This window comes from Erythrobacter sp. YT30, assembly GCF_001542875.1.
GTDB lineage: Bacteria > Pseudomonadota > Alphaproteobacteria > Sphingomonadales > Sphingomonadaceae > Erythrobacter.
Window position 1 is genome coordinate 679,195 of sequence record NZ_LMAF01000002.1, and the last position, 17,748, is coordinate 696,942.

The 17,748-nt window shown below is 56.2% G+C and carries 15 protein-coding genes; 8 read left to right on the plus strand and 7 right to left on the minus strand.

All coding sequences use genetic code 11. From position 1 onward, the window contains the following. Window positions 1–211 precede the first annotated feature (211 nt). Entirely contained in the window at window positions 212–3,049 is a 2,838-nt protein-coding gene (gene polA, locus AUC45_RS07825) for a DNA polymerase I (protein WP_067600746.1), read from the plus strand. Next, window positions 3,046–4,122: a mechanosensitive ion channel family protein gene (locus tag AUC45_RS07830; protein ID WP_233998591.1), complete on the plus strand. Its 1,077-nt coding sequence runs from the start codon at window positions 3,046–3,048 to the stop codon at window positions 4,120–4,122. The genes polA and AUC45_RS07830 overlap by 4 nt, the downstream gene beginning before the upstream one ends. 6 nt (window positions 4,123–4,128) lie before the next feature. Here AUC45_RS07830 and AUC45_RS07835 read toward each other — a convergent pair whose 3' ends face one another. Further along, window positions 4,129–6,447 carry a CDC48 family AAA ATPase gene (locus AUC45_RS07835; protein ID WP_067600752.1) on the minus strand — a complete coding sequence of 773 codons (2,319 nt, stop codon included), beginning with the start codon at window positions 6,445–6,447 and terminating at the stop codon, window positions 4,129–4,131. A gap of 445 nt (window positions 6,448–6,892) precedes the next feature. On the opposite strand from AUC45_RS07835, the gene AUC45_RS07840 reads away from it, so the two are divergent. The 6 genes from AUC45_RS07840 (at window position 6,893) to AUC45_RS07865 (ending at window position 10,466) form a co-directional block, all read left to right on the plus strand. Continuing rightward, window positions 6,893–7,615 carry a CoA transferase subunit A gene (locus AUC45_RS07840; RefSeq protein ID WP_067600755.1) on the plus strand — a complete coding sequence of 241 codons (723 nt, stop codon included), beginning with the start codon at window positions 6,893–6,895 and terminating at the stop codon, window positions 7,613–7,615. Beyond that, window positions 7,615–8,268, plus strand: coding sequence for a CoA transferase subunit B (locus AUC45_RS07845; RefSeq protein WP_233998593.1), 654 nt, complete (start codon window positions 7,615–7,617; stop codon window positions 8,266–8,268). Before AUC45_RS07840 ends, AUC45_RS07845 begins: the two co-directional genes overlap by 1 nt. Before the next feature lie 59 nt (window positions 8,269–8,327). After that, a complete protein-coding gene (locus tag AUC45_RS07850; RefSeq protein ID WP_067600758.1) occupies window positions 8,328–8,798 on the plus strand; it encodes a DUF2269 domain-containing protein in 471 nt (156 codons plus the stop codon). Window positions 8,799–8,964: 166 nt separating this feature from the next. Beyond that, window positions 8,965–9,453, plus strand: coding sequence for a GbsR/MarR family transcriptional regulator (locus AUC45_RS07855; protein ID WP_067600761.1), 489 nt, complete (start codon window positions 8,965–8,967; stop codon window positions 9,451–9,453). Window positions 9,454–9,479: 26 nt separating this feature from the next. After that, complete coding sequence (locus AUC45_RS07860) at window positions 9,480–10,004, plus strand: hypothetical protein (RefSeq protein ID WP_067600764.1); 525 nt, start codon at window positions 9,480–9,482, stop codon at window positions 10,002–10,004. Between the two features lie 69 nt (window positions 10,005–10,073). Then, window positions 10,074–10,466, plus strand: a complete 393-nt coding sequence (locus tag AUC45_RS07865) for a hypothetical protein (RefSeq protein ID WP_067600767.1) — start codon at window positions 10,074–10,076, stop codon at window positions 10,464–10,466. 55 nt (window positions 10,467–10,521) lie between these two features. On the opposite strand, the gene metK is transcribed toward AUC45_RS07865, so the two are convergent. The 6 genes from metK to hisS form a co-directional block, all read right to left on the minus strand. Then, entirely contained in the window at window positions 10,522–11,772 is a 1,251-nt protein-coding gene (gene metK / locus AUC45_RS07870) for a methionine adenosyltransferase (RefSeq protein ID WP_067600769.1), read from the minus strand. A 75-nt stretch (window positions 11,773–11,847) separates the two neighbouring features. Beyond that, window positions 11,848–13,485, minus strand: a complete 1,638-nt coding sequence (gene lnt, locus AUC45_RS07875; RefSeq protein WP_067600772.1) for an apolipoprotein N-acyltransferase — start codon at window positions 13,483–13,485, stop codon at window positions 11,848–11,850. Between the two features lie 30 nt (window positions 13,486–13,515). Beyond that, a complete protein-coding gene (locus AUC45_RS07880) occupies window positions 13,516–14,145 on the minus strand; it encodes a DUF4167 domain-containing protein (protein WP_067600775.1) in 630 nt (209 codons plus the stop codon). Window positions 14,146–14,371: 226 nt separating this feature from the next. Continuing rightward, window positions 14,372–15,211 (minus strand): peptide chain release factor N(5)-glutamine methyltransferase, encoded by an 840-nt coding sequence (prmC, locus tag AUC45_RS07885; protein ID WP_067600777.1) that lies wholly within the window; start codon window positions 15,209–15,211, stop codon window positions 14,372–14,374. Next, window positions 15,208–16,275, minus strand: coding sequence for a peptide chain release factor 1 (gene prfA / locus AUC45_RS07890; RefSeq protein WP_067600780.1), 1,068 nt, complete (start codon window positions 16,273–16,275; stop codon window positions 15,208–15,210). The genes prmC and prfA overlap by 4 nt, the downstream gene beginning before the upstream one ends. 106 nt (window positions 16,276–16,381) lie before the next feature. Then, window positions 16,382–17,737 (minus strand): histidine--tRNA ligase, encoded by a 1,356-nt coding sequence (hisS, locus tag AUC45_RS07895; protein ID WP_082701033.1) that lies wholly within the window; start codon window positions 17,735–17,737, stop codon window positions 16,382–16,384. Window positions 17,738–17,748 lie beyond the last annotated feature (11 nt).

Sequence of the window (17,748 nt, forward strand, 5' to 3'; positions counted from 1 at the left end):
TCAAAAGCTCCCTCCGCGTCAGCCGGCTTATGATCCCGACTTACCTGCTTAATAAAGGCCGAAATGTGGCAAATCAAGTCAAATAAGGCAATTTTGCCTCATTCCTGCCTCATTTCGGCCAAATTTTACAAAGCTGAACATATTGGAAAGGGCAGTGCATGGCGGCTCAAACTGCCTTACGCAGCATCGCTGCCAGTGCTAGCAGGCGATCATGTCTGATCAGCAGCACCTCTATCTCGTCGACGGCTCGTCCTATATCTTCCGCGCCTATCACCGCCTGCCCCCACTCACCAATCCAAAAGGAACGCCGGTGGGTGCAGTTTATGGTTACACAACGATGCTGTGGAAGCTGGCCGATGATCTCGACACCGCATCAGGCCCCACCCATCTTGCGGTCATTCTTGATAAAGACTCGAAAAGTTTCCGCAACGACATCTACCCCGAATACAAGGCGAACCGTCCCGAACCGCCGGAAGACCTGCGCCCGCAATTTCCGCTGATCCGCGATGCAACACGTGCATTTAGCCTCCCATGTATCGAAGAAGCGGGCCTTGAAGCCGATGATTTGATCGCTTCGTACGCACGCGAAGCGCAGCGTCAGGGATGGAACGTCACCATCGTTTCCTCTGACAAGGATTTGATGCAGTTGGTGGGCGAAGAAAACGGCGCGCGCATCGACATGCTTGATACGATGAAAAGCGCGCGCATCTATATTGAAGAGGTCGAAGAGAAATTCGGGGTCAAGCCTGAACTCGTTGGCGATGTGCTTGCGCTGATGGGGGATAGCGTCGACAACATTCCCGGCATTTATGGCGTTGGTCCCAAAACGGCGAGCAAACTCATTGCCGAGCATGGTTCGCTGACCGCGGCGCTGGATCAGGCGCCCGACATGAAAAAGTCCAAGCTCAAAGAGCGCCTTATCGAAGGCCGGGAGGATGCTGAACTTAGCCGGGTGCTGGTAACACTTAAGGAAGACTGTGACCTCCCGCAGCCCATCGAAGAAATGAAACTGGAAGGTATTCCTTCCGAACCCCTAGCCGCCTTTTTGGAAGAACATGGCTTTACTTCTCTTTTAAAGCGGCTGGGCGCGGGATCAGGCAGCCCGGACAGGCCGAACAATCTCCATCCTGAGAAAGCGGACAAGGCGGGGGATGCAGGAGATGCGGACGGCAATCGTCAGCCGCTCCCGGAAATGCCCAGGGTCGATCGAAGCGCGTATGAGACAGTTCAGACAATGGACCGCCTTGAAGACTGGGTCTCTCGCGCTTCCGCCGCGCAGTTTGTCGCTGTCGATACCGAGACATCTTCTCTGGATGCGATGCAGGCCGATCTTGTCGGTGTGAGCCTTGCGCTTGGGCCCAATGATGCTTGCTATATCCCGCTCGCCCATGGCGGCAACGATCTGCTCTCGGAAAAGCCTGAGCAGATTGGGCTGGATGATGCGCTGGCCGCTTTGAAACCTTTGCTCGCAAATGACGCCGTCCTCAAAATCTTCCAAAATGGCAAATACGATCTCAATGTGCTGGCAAGGTACGGGATCGAGGTTGCTCCCATCGAAGATACGATGGTGATGAGCTTCAACCTTGATGCGGGGCGCGGCGAAGGCATGGGCGGCGGACACGGAATGGACGAACTGTCCGAGCGCCACCTTGGCCATACGCCGCTGTCTTTCAAGGACGTGTGCGGCACAGGCAAGAAAGCCATCCCGTTTGGCGAAGTACCGCTCGACCGCGCGACCGAGTATGCAGCCGAAGATGCTGATGTTACCTGGCGGCTCTACCAGATGCTCAAACCGCGTCTTTCGGAAGAGGGCGGCACGCGCATCCATGAACGGGTGGACCGTCCGCTCATCCCGGTGGTTGCGGGAATGGAACGTGAAGGCATCAAAGTTGATCGCGCTCGGCTTGCCAAACTCTCGGAGGAATTCGCCACCAAGACTGCCGAGCTCGAAGGGGAAATCCACGAAATCGCTGGCGAGGAATTCAGCGTGGGCAGCCCCAAGCAGTTGGGAGAAATCCTGTTCGACAAGATGGGTTTCAAAGGCGGGAAGAAAGGCAAGAGTGGAGCCTATTCAACCGACCAATCGACGCTTGAAAAACTGAGCAGCGATCCTGAGGCGGCAGAGATTACCAAAAAGGTGCTCGAATGGCGGCACCTCTCGAAGCTCAAGTCGACCTACACCGACGCATTGCAAGCGCAGATCAATCCGAACACCGGTCGTGTCCATACCAGTTATTCTTTGGTGGGTGCGCAGACCGGGCGATTGTCTTCAACTGATCCGAACCTCCAGAACATTCCCATCCGCACTGATATAGGCCGCACTATTCGAGAGGCCTTTGTACCGGAGGAAGGGAACACGCTGCTGGCGGCTGACTACAGCCAGATTGAGCTGAGGTTGGCGGCGCATATGGCAGATGTCGACACATTGAAGGATGCGTTTGCCAATGGTGAAGACATCCATGCGCGCACTGCCACGGAAATGTTTGGCGAAGTCACTCGTGACACACGTGCTCGTGCCAAAACCATTAACTTCGCGATCCTTTATGGTATTTCGCGCTGGGGCCTTGCCGGTCGGCTCGAAGTTGAGCCCGATGAAGCCCAGGACATGATAGACACCTATTTCAAACGCTTCCCCGGCATCCAGCGCTACATCACTGAAACGCTACAAACCGTTGGTGAGCGCGGATATTCTGAAACCTTGTTCGGCCGCAAAACTTGGTTCCCGCGGATCAAATCGAAGAACCAGGCAGAACGACAGGGATCAGAGCGCGCTGCAATCAACGCGCCAATCCAGGGGACCAGTGCTGACATCATCAAACGCGCCATGGCCCGGATGCTGCCAGCGCTTCGCGATGCGGGCCTTAACGAGGTGCGTATGCTGTTGCAGGTGCATGATGAATTGGTCTTCGAATTGCCAGAAGGTGACGTAGAGAAAGCCTCTCCGATTATCGAACGTGTCATGGCCGAAGCGGCACTGCCTGCTGTCACGCTTGACGTGCCTCTTGCGATAGATATCGGCACGGGGCCAAGTTGGGATGCAGCGCATTGATTGAGGAAGTTATCTCGGGAGGCCTGTCGGTTGATTGGAACGCGATAGCCTTTTCTGCACTTGCCGTGGGGATAGCGGTCGCAGTCGCCTACATCGCGTATCTCATTGTCTTCAAAGCTGTCGGGAAGATCGCGCATCTTTCAGAAGTTTCAGTCGATGAAATCCTGCTCAAACGCATCAGACAGCCGATCAAGTGGTCTTTCATTGCGATTGGCATCACTTTGGCGGCGCAAACCGATCCTGCGTTGCGGCAAGTCTGGGAACCTTTGGCGCAATTCCTTCGGCCCGCGCTTCTGGGCTGGATTGCTTACAATGTGGTGCGCGGGCTTACCGCTGCGATGGAATTGCGGATGGCTGATGCCGATCCCGTCGCATCGCGCAGCCGTCGCACGCGCATTGCCGTCCTTTCGCGGATCGCCGTATTCGCAATAGTCGTGATCACAGTTGGGTTGATGCTGTTTGCCATCCCTTCTGTCCGCACCATCGGCACCACAATGTTGGCCTCAGCTGGTCTTGCCGCCTTGGCCATTGGCGCCGCCGCGCAGCCGGCACTCAAATCGCTTATAGCGGGCGTCCAAGTTGCGCTCACCGAACCGATGCGAATTGGCGACCTGGTGAAAGTGGATGGCGATGCGGGCCGTGTGGAGGAGATCCATATGAGCTTCGTCACCGTCCGCACGTGGGATGAACGCGTTCTGGTGGTTCCGACAAGCAGCTTTCTCGATCACACATTCGAAAACTGGTCACGCCTTGATGAGACGCTGACGGGCACAGTCATGTTGCACCTCGATCCCATTACTGAAGTGCCACCGATCCGCGCCGAATTTGAACGCTACATCCAGGAACACGAGTTGTTCGATCATCGCAACATGGCTCTGCTGCTTACCGAGACATGGCCCGAAAGCATTGAGCTGCGCTTGTCGATGAGCGCCAACACAATCGGCGATCTGTGGCAGTTGCGCTGCGATGTACGCGAGCACATGATGGGCTGGCTGCGGGAAAACATGGAACATGCGCTAATCCGTCACCGGCTCGAAGTGCCTCATGGCCACCCAAAGGCCGGAGAGCCCTAAGTGCGCCTAAGACTCCTCATCGTTCCCGTGCTTTTTTGCCCGGGTTGGCTGTAGCGTTTCAGGCACGACAAAGCCGATTGGGTTGGCCTCGGCGGCGCGCTTTTTCAGTTCGCCGCGCATCTTGCGGTACTCCGCTTCCATCTTTGATGTGACAGTAGCGCGACTATCTTCCAATGCTTCTGCGAAATCCTGCGCGGTCACTTCGGAAACTTCGCCGCCCACACGCCTTAGCGCGCCCAAGCCAGCGCGGCGGACAATGTCTTCCAAATCTGCGCCAGTGAAGCGCTCAGTCTTCTTGGCAATATCGGAACGATCGACATCCTCTGCGAGCGGCATCGAGCTCGTATGGATTTTGAGGATATGCTCGCGGCCCGGCATATCAGGAGTGCCGACATAAACGAGCTCATCAAAACGACCGGGGCGAAGCAATGCAGGGTCAACCAGCGTGGGTCTGTTGGTCGCGCCTACAACGATCACGGATTGAAGTTCTTCGAGTCCATCCATCTCGGCAAGGATCGTATTGACCACGCGGCCCGTCACCTGCGGCTCGCCCTGACCAGATCCTCTTGCTGGCACGAGACTATCAATCTCATCGATAAACAGGACACAGGGGGCAACCGAACGCGCTCTCTGAAACAGCCGGGCGATCTGCTGCTCGCTTTCGCCATACCATTTGGACAGCAAATCCGAGCTTTTCATTGAGATGAAATTCGCCTCTGCCTCTTTGGCGACAGCCTTCGCGAGCAAAGTCTTTCCTGTGCCGGGAGGGCCGTAAAGCAGGAAGCCTTTTGCAGGACGAATACCCAGCCTGCGAAAGGCATCAGGGTTTTTAAGCGGGAGTTCGATCCCCTCTTTTAGTTTGTCGATGGCGTCACCGACCCCACCAATATCGTTCCAGCCGACATTGGGCATCTGCACCATGACTTCGCGCATCGCAGAGGGCTGAATGCGCTTCAATGCTTGCATAAAGTCGCTGCGATTGACGCAAAGGTCTTCAAGCACGTCCGGCGGAATTTCCCGCGCATCAAGATCAAGCCTTGGCATAATCCGGCGCACCGCATCAATGGCCGCTTCGCGCGCCAAAGCGGCAATATCCGCGCCGACAAATCCGTGCGTAATGCGAGCAAGCTCAGCAAGATCGACCGATTCCTCTAGTGGCATACCACGCGTATGGATTGCTAGAATTTCACGGCGACCTCTCTGATCGGGAACGCCAATGACGATCTCGCGGTCAAATCGTCCGGGCCTGCGCAGCGCTTCATCAATGGCATCAGGACGATTGGTAGCTGCAATGACCACCAGATTGGCACGCGATTCCAATCCATCCATCAAGGTAAGCAGCTGTGCGACGAGGCGCTTTTCCGCCTCGCCGGGCACTCCGCTGCGTTTAGGCGCGATGGAATCAATCTCGTCGATAAACACAATGGCAGGAGACGCGCGTGTCGCCTCTTCGAACACTTCGCGCAGACGCTTTTCGCTTTCACCATATCCCGAGCCCATGATTTCTGGGCCGTTGATGGTGAAAAACTCGGCATCGCTTTCATTCGCGACAGCTTGCGCTAGCCGGGTTTTGCCAGTGCCCGGTGGTCCGTGAAGCAAAACGCCTTTTGGTGGATCGACACCGAGGCGGGTGAACAATTCAGGATAGCGCAGCGGCAATTCCACCATCTCGCGCAGGGCTTGGATGGTCTCTTCCATCCCGCCGACATCATCGTAGTTGACTGTGCCGCGCGCATCGCGAGGCTCTTCGAATTCAGTGCGAAGCTCAACCTCGGTGTTCTCGTCGATATGGACGATGCCTTTGGGGTTGGTCGAGGCGACCGACAGGCGGATCTGGGTCAATGCGTATGCTGGTGCGCGCAGCAATTGGCGCACATCGGGCGGCATATTCTGTACAGGCTGCTGGCCAGTGGTTGCAACCAAATCTCCCGCGACGAGAGGCTTTCGGAAGAAATTTCGTTTCAACGCCTGTGTTGGCCCCTGCAGTCGCATATCGCGCTGGGCAGGAGCAAAGACGACACGAGTGGCTGGGCGCGTTTCGGCCCGGGTGATTTCGACGTGCTCGCCAGAGGCCGCTTCCGCATTGCCGCGCTGCAGACCATCGAGCCGCACCACATCGAGAGTCTCGTCCTCATCGTATGCCGCCATGGCGATCGCTGCTGTGGCGCGTTTGCCGTTAATCTCAACAACGTCGCCTTCGGTAATGCCAAGCGTTTGAAACGCTGAACGAGGCATGCGGGCGATGCCCTGTCCCGATTCCTCCTGACGCGCGGCCGCGACTTGCAGTCGTACTGATTGAGTGGGCGCGGCGTCGGCTTCGGCCATGGGCAAAGTCTCCTGATTGCAGGTGACGTTAGCTAGGGTGCCAGATCAGTCATTGCAAACCTTGATCGGCGCAATTGACTTCAAAAAGAAAAGCCCGGCACAAAGGCCGGGCTGAAAAGTTTGGGAGAGGATGCCTGTAAGGCACGGATTGGTATGACCGCCGCCAGTTTTTTTCGCAAGTGCGAAAGGCGCATACTTACTTGCAAAATACGCAATTATTGCTCCTTAGTTTTCATATTTGTGTCAAATTCTGCAAAATCACTGCCTGCTTTTGAGGCTTATGCATAATTTTTAGGCATTTTCAGCGTAATCGTTGCATGTTGCGGCGCAGCAATTCTGGCTCTCGCAAAGACCCTCTCGCTCTTTGCGTGACAGGGCAAGCGCAAGCGATTATCGGGTTTGCACAAAGACAAAAGCCGTCCCAATTCTCCAGGCCAGGTATGACATGACCAAGCTTTACCCTACCGCCGCCGCCGCGCTTGATGGCGTCCTTCAAGACAACATGCTGATCGCCTCTGGAGGCTTTGGATTGTGCGGCATTCCTGAAAGATTGCTCGATGCGATCCGGGATAGCGGTGTCAAAGGCCTCACTTTTGCAAGCAATAATGCAGGCATTGACGATGAAGGGATCGGCAAGCTGCTGCGCACACACCAAGTCGCCAAAATGATCAGCTCTTATGTTGGCGAGAACAAGGAATTTGAGCGCCAGTTCCTCTCAGGCGAGCTCGAAGTCGAATTCTGCCCGCAAGGAACGCTCGCAGAAAGAATGCGCGCAGGCGGCGCTGGCATTCCTGGTTTCTACACCAAAACAGGCGTTGGCACTCAAGTTGCTGAGGGCAAGGAGCACAAGGATTTTGCCAATCGCGACGGTGAGATGGAGACCTACATACTTGAACACGGCATCTTTGCTGACCTGTCCGTCGTCAAGGCGTGGAAAGCCGATGAAACCGGTAATCTCATCTTCCGCAAGACCGCCCGCAACTTTAATCAGCCTGCTGCGACTTGCGGCAAGATTTGCATTGTTGAAGTCGAAGAGATTGTTCCGACGGGGTCACTCGATCCCGATGAAATTCACCTCCCCGGCGTCTTCGTCAATCGCATGATCGTGGGCGCCCCCTACGACAAGAAGATCGAGTTTCGAACCACTCGTGAAAGAGAGGCGGCGTAATGAGCGAGGCAATCGGCTGGACCCGCGATCACATGGCCGCTCGCGCTGCGAAGGAGCTGCGCGATGGCTACTACGTCAACCTTGGCATTGGTATTCCGACGCTTGTCGCCAACCACATCCCTGATGGCATGCATGTAACGCTGCAATCGGAAAACGGAATGCTGGGTATTGGTCCCTTCCCTTATGATGACGAAGTTGATCCCGACCTTATCAACGCAGGCAAGCAAACGATCAGCGAGCTACCGCACAGCGCCTATTTCGACAGCGCCACCAGCTTTGCCATGATCCGTGGCGGACATATCGATCTGACTGTTCTTGGCGCGATGGAAGTGGCCGAGAACGGCGATATCGCCAACTGGATGATCCCGGGCAAAATGATCAAAGGCATGGGCGGCGCGATGGATCTGGTTGCGGGTGTTAAAAAAATCATCGTGGTGATGGATCACAATTCGAAAGCCGGTGATCCGAAATTCATCCCCGCGTGCACATTGCCGCTCACGGGTAAAAATGTGGTAGACATGATTATCACCAATCTCGGCGTGTTCCATCGGCCTGACAAGTCATCGAAGTTCCGCCTGATCGAGCTTGCACCGGGCGTAACAGTGGACGAGGTCGCTGCGAAGACAACGGCCGACTACGAGGTCGCTCTCTAAGGCATTCGCTCATCAAGAGGGCTTCACACGCGGCGATTGCATGCGCTACCACCACCGGCGTGGGATCGCTCTATTTCTTCAAGTTTCTCCATTACCTGGGGATCATCCTTCTTGCCGGGAACATCACAGTCACGGCAGTTTGGAAGGTCTTCGCTGATCGCAATGGCGATTGGCGGATTATCCAGTTTGGCCAGCGTTTGGTCACCGGCACGGATTTCGGACTCACAATACCCGGCATTATCCTCACCATGGTTGGCGGTTATGGCTCGCTATGGGTGATGGGCTATAAACTGAACGAACCCGCATGGCTTTTGTGGAGCCAGGTGCTGTTCGTCATTGCTGGGTGCATATGGCTCTTCATACTCGTGCCGATCCAGATCAAGCAGGCGCGGCTCGCCAACGCCTTCACATCGCAAGACGGTGTCACAAGCGAATACCGCCGTCTCTCACGCCGATGGATCACATGGGGCCTCATCAGCACAGTGCCGCTATGCGCGGTTTTGTGGCTGATGGTGGCAAAGCCGCTTTAGCCAGGTGCAGATATAGATTTCAGTCAGGAAATCATCCTCCCATCCAGATCACACTTGCCAATTCCGACTATTTCTGTAATTTCAGAAATTAATGGAAACGAGGTGATTCGTGAGCAAGTTGCTCGACATACCCGAAGTGCGATCCTTCATCCTACACTGGGGGGAGATGGGCACCGAGTGGGGTGTGAACCGCTCCGTCGCCCAGGTTCATGCGCTGCTTTATCTTAGCGATCGCCCGCTTCACGCTGAAGAAATTTGCGAAGCCCTGGCGCTTGCGAGATCCAACGTTTCAACCGGGCTCAAAGAATTACAAAGCTATCAGATCGTTCGCCGCGTCCATGTCGAAGGCGATCGGCGCGATCACTTTGTTGCAGAGACCGATCTTTGGGAGATGCTAATGAAGCTCGCTGCAGAGCGTAAGCGGCGCGAGTTTGATCCCACTATCCAGTTTCTCGGCGAATTGGCCGAAAGCGTGAATGGCCGTGAAGACGTGCCAACGCATGTGCGCGAGCGGATCGGCCGGATGCACGAGTTCATCGGCACACTGACAGGCTGGTACGCTGATGTGCGCAACCTGCCCAAGCCGACGCTGGTGCGCCTGATGAAGCTCGGCCGCGGGATCGCGCGGTTTCTTCCCGGCAAGTCCACGGACTGATTCTCTGACTTAGAAGGAGACTGAAAATGATGATCGAAACTCCGCGAGCCGGTATTTCACAAATTCCAGAAATAACGGAAAGATTAGGCATATGGCATTTCGGAGCATCCGCTCTCTGGGGCGTAGCGACCGGAACCGCTGCAATGATCCTTGGGCTCTCGATCATAAATAGCCCGGAACTCCAACTTGCGGACATTGGCGGCGCTATGATGTTCTTCGCCTTTTTTGTGTCCCTCTTTTTCCTGGCGGCCATGCTGGCGGTGGGCCTGCCGCTTACCTTTGTCCTGCGGCTGCTCAGGCTTGAGAATGCCGCGCTTTATGCAGCATGTGGCGCAGCGGTGGGCTTCATCATGCTGGCGGTGCTTTTTGAGCTTCCTCAGAGCATGTCGCCTCAAAGCTTTCTCGGGCCAGTATCCGGCGCGCTGGCTGGCTTTGCCACAGCATTGAGGTGGGGGAGATGGCGCGAGCAAACCACTCTCCAGCTGGACCAGAGAGCCGATGAGATTGCGTCAGCCAAACGCACGAACCCAATCCACGATTTGATCCACTGAAAAGAAGAACCCGAACTGCAAGGCCATCCTCGTCAGCTTCGGTCACTACAGAAAAAACAGGAGTGAATAATGTACGATATCGGTTCTTATCTCGCCTATCTCGCAATCAGCATCGGGTTGACCATCTGGGTAGCCCAGACCCTCTCTAAAAACGGTCTGGTGTTCCTGATCGAATGCTTTGGCCATGACGAAACTCTGGCCAAATCGACCAATCATCTGCTGGTCGTCGGATTTTATCTCGTCAATCTTGGCTGGATTTTGCTAACCTTGCGTTTTGGCAATCCGCCTGAAACCGCCGTCGAAGCAATCCGGTTTCTCTCCGGGAAAATCGGCGTAGTTGTTGTGGCACTTGGCCTCATGCACTTCTTCAACATGAACGCGATCGCCAAGTTCGGTCGCAAAGTCGGCAGCTGGTTCCGCGAGGAACAATGGGCTGCAAAAGCGGCAGGCGAAGAAGCCTGAAGCTCCGAAGGGCGGCTGCCTCCCATTGGGCAGTCGCCAATCCTCCATCTTGATCTTACCCGGCCAAAACCGCCTTCAAATCATCGACCAGATCGGTCCGCTCCCAAGGGAAGAAATCGCCGTCCGCCGTTCGGCCAAAGTGCCCATAAGCAGCGCTTTTGCGATAGATGGGCTTGTTCAATCCCAAATGTTCGCGAATGCCGCGCGGGGTCAGACCACCCAATTTTCCAATACCTTTGATCGCGTCTTCAACCGCTGCGTCAGTGACGCCATCTGCCGCCGTGCCGTGAGTGTCGACATAAAGCGACAAGGGCTCCGATACGCCAATGGCATAGGCAATCTGGATCGTGCAGCGCCTCGCCAAGCCAGCCGCAACGACATTCTTTGCAAGATACCGGGTGATGTAGGCAGCGCTGCGATCAACCTTGGTCGGATCTTTGCCGCTAAATGCGCCCCCGCCATGCGGCGATGCGCCGCCATAAGTGTCGACGATGATCTTGCGCCCCGTGAGGCCAGCATCGCCATCCGGTCCGCCAATTTCGAATGCACCCGTCGGGTTAATATGCCACGCGGTCTCGCCATTGATGAAGCCTTTAGGAAGGATCTTCGTCACCACGCCTTTGACGTAGGATTTAAGCTCCGCCTCTTTATTGCCCTCATGATATCCAGCGGCGTGCTGCGTCGACACCACAATCGCAGTGCATCCCACGGGCTTACCATTTTCGTAGCGCAAAGTGACCTGGCTCTTCGCGTCGGGCTCCAGGAAAGGCGCGGCGCCTGATTTGCGGTCAGCTGCGAGTTGTTCAAGGATCTTGTGGCTGTAGTCGAGTGTTGCCGGCATCAGGTCGGGCGTTTCGTCGCAGGCAAAACCGAACATAATGCCTTGGTCGCCCGCGCCTTCATCCTTGTTTGATCCAGCGTCTCCCGCATCGACGCCCATTGCGATTTCGGAAGACTGGCCGTGAAGGTGGTTTTCGAAAACAAGCGTTTCCCAATGGAAGCCTGACTGCTCATAGCCAATTTCGGCCACAGTCCGGCGGACGGCGCTTTCAATCTCATCGCGCGCGCCGGGTGCCCAGTAATTGTTGTATTTCCACTCATCGCGACTGAGATCGTACATCGGCTTGCAGCGGATTTCGCCGGATAGGACCACGCGCTGCGTTGTCGTCATCGTCTCGCATGCTACGCGTGCTTCGGGATCTTTGGCGAGCATCAAATCAACGATCGCGTCGGAAATCTGGTCGGAGACTTTGTCCGGATGCCCTTCAGAAACGCTTTCAGATGTGAACAGATAATCGCTGCGCATGGATGCTCCTGAAGAATGCAGTCGGGGAATGGTTTCCGGTACGATATAAGGAAACCTTTATGTCGCGGCGAAGCACTAGCTGCGGGTTTCACGCAGCGCAAGCAGTCTTGGCATGCCGAGCCCTGCGAGCAGAAAAATCACGGCCCAACCAAGCGTCAGAACATGCCCCAATCTCGCAAAAAGCGTCGGTGCTTTCACCTTGGGTATAAAGCCATCGAGACGGCCGGCCTCGCCCGTGGGAACAGACTGGCGGACTACTCCACTCGCATCGATAACGGCGCTGATCCCGGTCGTAGTGGAGCGCAGAACAGGCAGCCCTTCTTCGATCGCTCGCAGCCTGGCTTGGGCGAGGTGCTGAGGTGGACCCCAGGCACCAAACCAACCATCATTGGAAGGATTGAAGATGTAATCAGGCCGATTGTTGCGATCAGCAACTTCGCCTGGAAAGACAATTTCATAGCAGATCTGAATGCCAGCCTTGCCCAGAGCTCCGAGGTCCAGCGTTTGCGGTCCTGGACCCGGATCATAGTCGATTGTGCCCGCAGTCAGACGATCAAGACCTATCGGCTCGAGTGCCCATGATAGGGGAAGGTATTCGCCATAAGGCACAAGATGCGCCTTGGCATAGTGGTGCGTAATCTCGCCCTCACCGTTAAGACCAAGAACCGAATTGCGCGCGGTAACAGCTGTCGGAAAACCTCCAGCGCCCTTGCCGATATCAAGGTTGACTACGCCCGTCAGAAGCGTCGATTTTGGCCCGATGACAGAGCCAATCCGGCGGCGGGCTAATTCAGGATCAGCGCCCGCGGTAAGCTGCGCATAATAGCGCTGCGGATAGCCATCCTCGAGGTAATCGGGGATTGCGCTTTCCGGCCAAAGCACCAATCGCTCCTCTTCATTGCCGGGCAGCGTCAGATCAGTGATACGCTGAAATTGTTCTTCAAACTTGGAGCCGTCATTCATTTCATTTTGCGGGATGAGTGGCTGGACAAGAGCATAGCGAACATCGGTTTCGTCTTGCTGAGACATCACGGGCAGCACCATCCCCGCTACGATAAGAGCGCCGTAACCAGCGCGCGCCAGCCATGGTCGGCGGGCGCTCCCTGCTGCAAGGAGGCAAGCAATTAAAACCACCAAACCAGACAGCGCGTAAGTGCCGAGCCATGGCAAAAGTGCAGCGATCCCGCCGGTGTTCCAATTGCCGAGGGCGATTAGTCCCAAAGGTGGCCAAGGGTAGCCAGTAAAGGCCCACCCGCGCACCCATTCCGTGATAGTCCACGCTCCGGCAAGCAGCAGACCGTAGGCCAAAACTCCCGTCCTCTCGCCGATCAGTTTTTGGCTCAACAGATGCGCTGCCACAACCGCAATCGCAGGATAAACGGCGAGGTAAATGCAAAGGAGGGGTACGGCAATCCAGCCCAGAAATTCGGGCATCTTCGCCTGATAAGTGAAAGCGGTGGCAATCCAGTTGTTCGCGAGCGTCAGATGCGCCCATCCAAAAAAGTAACCCCGCCATAAGGCGGCTTTCCAATTGGGTGCAGCATGCCAGTGAAGGATAGCTAGCGCCAATGCGGGCAAGGCAATCCACCAGGCGTGCAGCGGCGGATAGCCGCAGGCGGTTATCAATCCGAGGATGATCGACGTGAGTTTAGGCCAAGCTTTCGCCAGCTCGACAATCTTACCGAGCGGATTACGCGCCTGCGAAGGGTTCATTGCGGTCAAACCCCCGCGGGAGTTCATCGATTAGCCGACTGCCTCAAGGCTATCGTCTTTATCCCCATCGGTGCTGTCATCTGAACCGATAGCAGGAGGCAGGACCGACTGATCAATCTCTGCAGGTGCATCGTCCGACTTGGCTTCGCTGCGCTTGCGACGGGGAGCCCGGCCTTCGCCGCGTCCTTCGCCTCTGGGTTTGCGCGTGCGGCGCTTGGGCTCTTCGCTCTCTTCTGAAGCGCTTTCGCCTTCGCTTGCGGCTTCGCCTTCGTTGCCGACTTCGCCTTCGGTGACATTCTCATTGTCATCGCGGCGCGAACGGGACCGGCGATTGCTGCTGCGACGGCGATTGCCACCATCTTCGCCGTCATCGCTGTCGTCGCCCGATTGATCACGCTCTTCATTGCGCTTTGCGCGCGCTTCTTCCTGGCGGGCCTTGTTATCGGCGATAACGCGGAAATAGTGATCGGCGAATTGCAGGTAGTATTCTGCCTGCACCCTGTCGCCATTATGCTGCGCGTCTTGAGCCAGTTTTTTGTACTTATCGAGCAATTGCGGTGCATTGCCCCGCGCGCGGCTATCAATCCGGTTTTGACTGTTTGCGCCGCCCTGATTGCGATTCCCGCGACCGCGGCGACGATTGTTACGATTGTTATTCAAGGAAAACGTTCCCTATCAGCGGCCCTGCGTCACATTATGAGCGTTACAAGGCCTTCACTCTCCAAACAGAGCAGACTCCGCGCTGCAATCAAGCCGAGGGCAAGCCCTGACGGCTATTCTGAGCGAAATTTGGAGCTTGGTTCAACGATTTGCGCCCTTCGCAAGTCGTGACCGATTCCTAGCTAGCGAGCGAAATCGGGTTTGCCAAGCCCTAGAGCACAAATCGTTAGGAAAGGATGAGGACGCGCGGCCTGTTTGCAAGGTCATGTCGCAATTGCACCTCAAAACCCGCATCATAGGCGAGTTTTGTAACCGCATCGGATTGCAAATGCCCGATTTCGAACAACGCGACGCCGTTATTTTCCATCAATGCACGCAGTTGGGGGATAAGGACGCGGTAGTCGTCAAGCCCGTCGGCGCCAGCAAAGAGGGCCGATGCGGGTTCGTAATTGCGCACATCTGGATCAAGCCTGGCTGACGTTTCGACATAGGGCGGGTTGCAGAGGATGAGATCAAACGCGCCAATGTCGTCGCTCCAGCCCGGCATGCTCCAGTCGGCCTCACGAAACGCCCACGCGGTCGCTAGATTGAGTTCTCCAGCAGCCTGTAGGGTAATGGCATTTTCCCCGGCGATTTCGATGGCCTCTGATGACGCGTCGACCCCGACACCCGACGCCTTGGGTTTTTCGCACAGAATGGTGAGCAAAAGCGCGCCAGATCCGACACCCAAATCCAAAACCCTTTTGGCATCGGGACAGATCTCCAAGGCAGCCTCAATCAGCACTTCACTATCCCCGCGAGGGATCAATACTCCCGGCGCGATATTGAAACGCCGACCGTAAAACTCCGTCCAGCCGGTGATGTAGGCGATGGGTTCATGGTTCAGGCGTCGCTCGATAAGACCGGAAAACCCTTGAGGCGAAGGCTTGTCTGCAAATCGCAGCAGCATCTCTGAGCGCGTCACGTTGAGCGCGTGCGCCATCAGCAGTTGAGCATCGAGGCGCGCGGTATCGGAGGTAGCCGCTAGTTGTTCGGCACCAGCGCGCAGAGCGTCTGCAACCTTCATTCGGCAAGCGCTGCCAGTCGTTTGGCCTCATCCTCGGAAATAAGCGCATCCACCATCTCGGTAAGACCCGGCCCTGCCAGCACTTCTTCTAGCTTATGCAAAGTGAGCCCGATGCGGTGATCGGTCACGCGACCTTGCGGGAAATTGTATGTGCGGATGCGTTCAGAGCGGTCACCCGATCCCACCATCGCCTTCCTCGCTTCGGCCTCTGCACCCTGGGCCTCGTCACGCATTTTCTCATAGAGCCGAGCGCGCAGTACCTGCATGGCTTTCGCGCGGTTCTTGATCTGGCTGCGCTCATCTTGTTGCATCACGACAAGGCCGGTGGGCAAATGGGTAATGCGCACCGCGCTATCGGTGGTGTTGACGTGCTGGCCGCCTGCGCCGCTCGCGCGGTAAGTGTCGATTTTGAGGTCATTTTGGTCGATTTGTACATCGACTTCATCAGGCTCAGGCAGAACTGCAACAGTCGCGGCAGACGTATGAATTCGTCCGCCGCTCTCAGTGATAGGTACGCGCTGAACACGGTGGACGCCGCTTTCGAATTTGAGCTTTGCAAAAACACCTTGGCCGGTCACGTTGGCGACAATTTCCTTGAACCCGCCCACTTCGGAAGCGTTCATGCTGACAGGTTCCACCCGCCAGCCATTCTCCTGAGCGAAGCGTTCGTACATTCGGTAAAGGTCGCCTGCAAACAAAGCCGCTTCATCGCCGCCCGTACCGGCCCGGATTTCGAGCATTGCGGGTTTGCTATCAGCGGCATCGCGGGGGAGTAGTGCAATAGCGAGCGCGCGTTCTTTCTGAGGCAAGGCGGCGCGCAGCTCAGCAAGCTCCTCTTCCGCCATCGCCTTCATTTCCGGATCATCGAGCATTTCCTCGAGGCCGGTTATTTCCTCGCGAATGGCCTTTACCTCGGCAGCGGTTTTGGCGACCGGCTCAAGCTCAGCGTAATCGCGCGAGGCCTGCACGAATTCGTCGCCCTCAAGCGTGCCCGACGCCATGCGCGCTTCAAGCTCGGCAAAGCGATTGGCTATCTGATCAAGGCGTTCGGGTGGGATTTGCATTGCTTAATCTCTAATTGTCATTCCCGCGAAGGCGGGAATCCAAGTAATTGACGCGACTGTCGTTGAAGGCAGCTGGATCCCCGCCTTCGCGGGGATGACAAGGGGGCTAATAATTTGAGAATGGATGACGTTCTTTGCCAGCGAAGCCACCGCTGCCGCGAAACTTCCGAGCCACCCGAGCCATTTCTTCTCCTTCAACTGCTTCGCTAAGGACAACAGCGACGTCATCAAATGAACAAAGTGACTGATCGCCTGTTCGCAGATTTTTGACCGCAACTTTCCGGCTAGCAATCTCATCGTCGCCAAGAATAAGCGCAAAAAACGCTCCAGCGTCATTTGCCCTGGTCATCCGTTTCTTCATGTTACCGCGAAAGGCAACATCAACAGACAAATCATGCATGCGGAGGAATGAAGCCAAGCTTGCAGCAACCTTCGCCCCATTCTCGCCGATCGGCACTATGGAGGCGTGCAAGGGCGCAGCTTCCTTCTCCCCAACCAACATAGCCAACCGTTCTATCCCAGCCGCCCAGCCGACCGCTGGCGTCACCGATCCACCAAGGCTTTCGATCAGCCCGTCATAGCGTCCACCGCCCAGCACAGTCGACTGCGCACCCAAAGCATCTGCAGCGGCTGAGCCTTCATCCGGGATAAACTCAAACGCGGTGTGCCGATAATAATCGAGCCCGCGCACAAGGCTTTCAGCCCGCGTCCATTTGACGCCAGCCGCATCAAGCCCGCTGGTCACGTTTTCGAAAAAGGCCAGCGCCTCATCGGACAGAAATTCATCGATCTTGGGCGCATCCGCGAGAAAGGCTTTGTCGCGCGGATCTTTGCTGTCGAGGATACGAAGCGGGTTTTTCTCAAGTCGCTCCTGGCTGTCTTCGGACAGATCACCGCGCACCTTGCTGAAGTATTCGATCAGGCCGGCACGCCACGCCTCTCGGCTTGCCACATCGCCGAGCGTATTAAGGTTAAGCGTCACGCCTTCAATCCCAAGTTCGCGCAGCAATTGATCCGCCATGGCCAGCAATTCCACGTCCGCTTGCGGTTCAGCAGCACCTATGATCTCGGCATCAATCTGGTGGAACTGGCGGTAGCGGCCCTTTTGCGGGCGTTCATACCGAAACAAAGGACCATGCGTGGCGACTTTCAAAGGCGCGTGCTGCTGCCAACCATTCGTCAGATAGGCCCGCGCAATACCTGCGGTAAACTCCGGTCGAAGCGTCAGAGAATCTCCACCGCGATCCTCGAATGAATACATTTCTTTCGACACAACATCGGTGGTTTCGCCAATCGCGCGGCTGAAAACCTCGGTCTTTTCGAACACCGGCATTTCAACGCGGCGGAAGCGATAGAGTTTGCGCACGCGTTCAAATGTTTCGACCACGAATGCGAAGCTTTCGGCATCTGCGCCGAAGATATCCTGTGTGCCCCTGATCGCTTTGGGTGTGTTCTTGCTCATCCGCGTGTCCG

Bases quoted from the DNA above. Each gene is read 5' to 3' on its own strand.
- prfA (WP_067600780.1), bottom strand. From the start codon at position 16,275: ATGCAAATCCCACCCGAACGCCTTGATCAGATAGCCAATCGCTTTGCC.
- polA (WP_067600746.1), top strand. From the start codon at position 212: ATGTCTGATCAGCAGCACCTCTATCTCGTCGACGGCTCGTCCTATATC.
- AUC45_RS07865 (WP_067600767.1), top strand. From the start codon at position 10,074: ATGTACGATATCGGTTCTTATCTCGCCTATCTCGCAATCAGCATCGGG.
- AUC45_RS07860 (WP_067600764.1), top strand. From the start codon at position 9,480: ATGATGATCGAAACTCCGCGAGCCGGTATTTCACAAATTCCAGAAATA.
- hisS (WP_082701033.1), bottom strand. From the start codon at position 17,737: ATGAGCAAGAACACACCCAAAGCGATCAGGGGCACACAGGATATCTTC.
- AUC45_RS07845 (WP_233998593.1), top strand. From the start codon at position 7,615: ATGAGCGAGGCAATCGGCTGGACCCGCGATCACATGGCCGCTCGCGCT.
- metK (WP_067600769.1), bottom strand. From the start codon at position 11,772: ATGCGCAGCGATTATCTGTTCACATCTGAAAGCGTTTCTGAAGGGCAT.
- lnt (WP_067600772.1), bottom strand. From the start codon at position 13,485: ATGAACCCTTCGCAGGCGCGTAATCCGCTCGGTAAGATTGTCGAGCTG.
- AUC45_RS07840 (WP_067600755.1), top strand. From the start codon at position 6,893: ATGACCAAGCTTTACCCTACCGCCGCCGCCGCGCTTGATGGCGTCCTT.
- prmC (WP_067600777.1), bottom strand. From the start codon at position 15,211: ATGAAGGTTGCAGACGCTCTGCGCGCTGGTGCCGAACAACTAGCGGCT.
- AUC45_RS07855 (WP_067600761.1), top strand. From the start codon at position 8,965: ATGGGCACCGAGTGGGGTGTGAACCGCTCCGTCGCCCAGGTTCATGCG.
- AUC45_RS07835 (WP_067600752.1), bottom strand. From the start codon at position 6,447: ATGGCCGAAGCCGACGCCGCGCCCACTCAATCAGTACGACTGCAAGTC.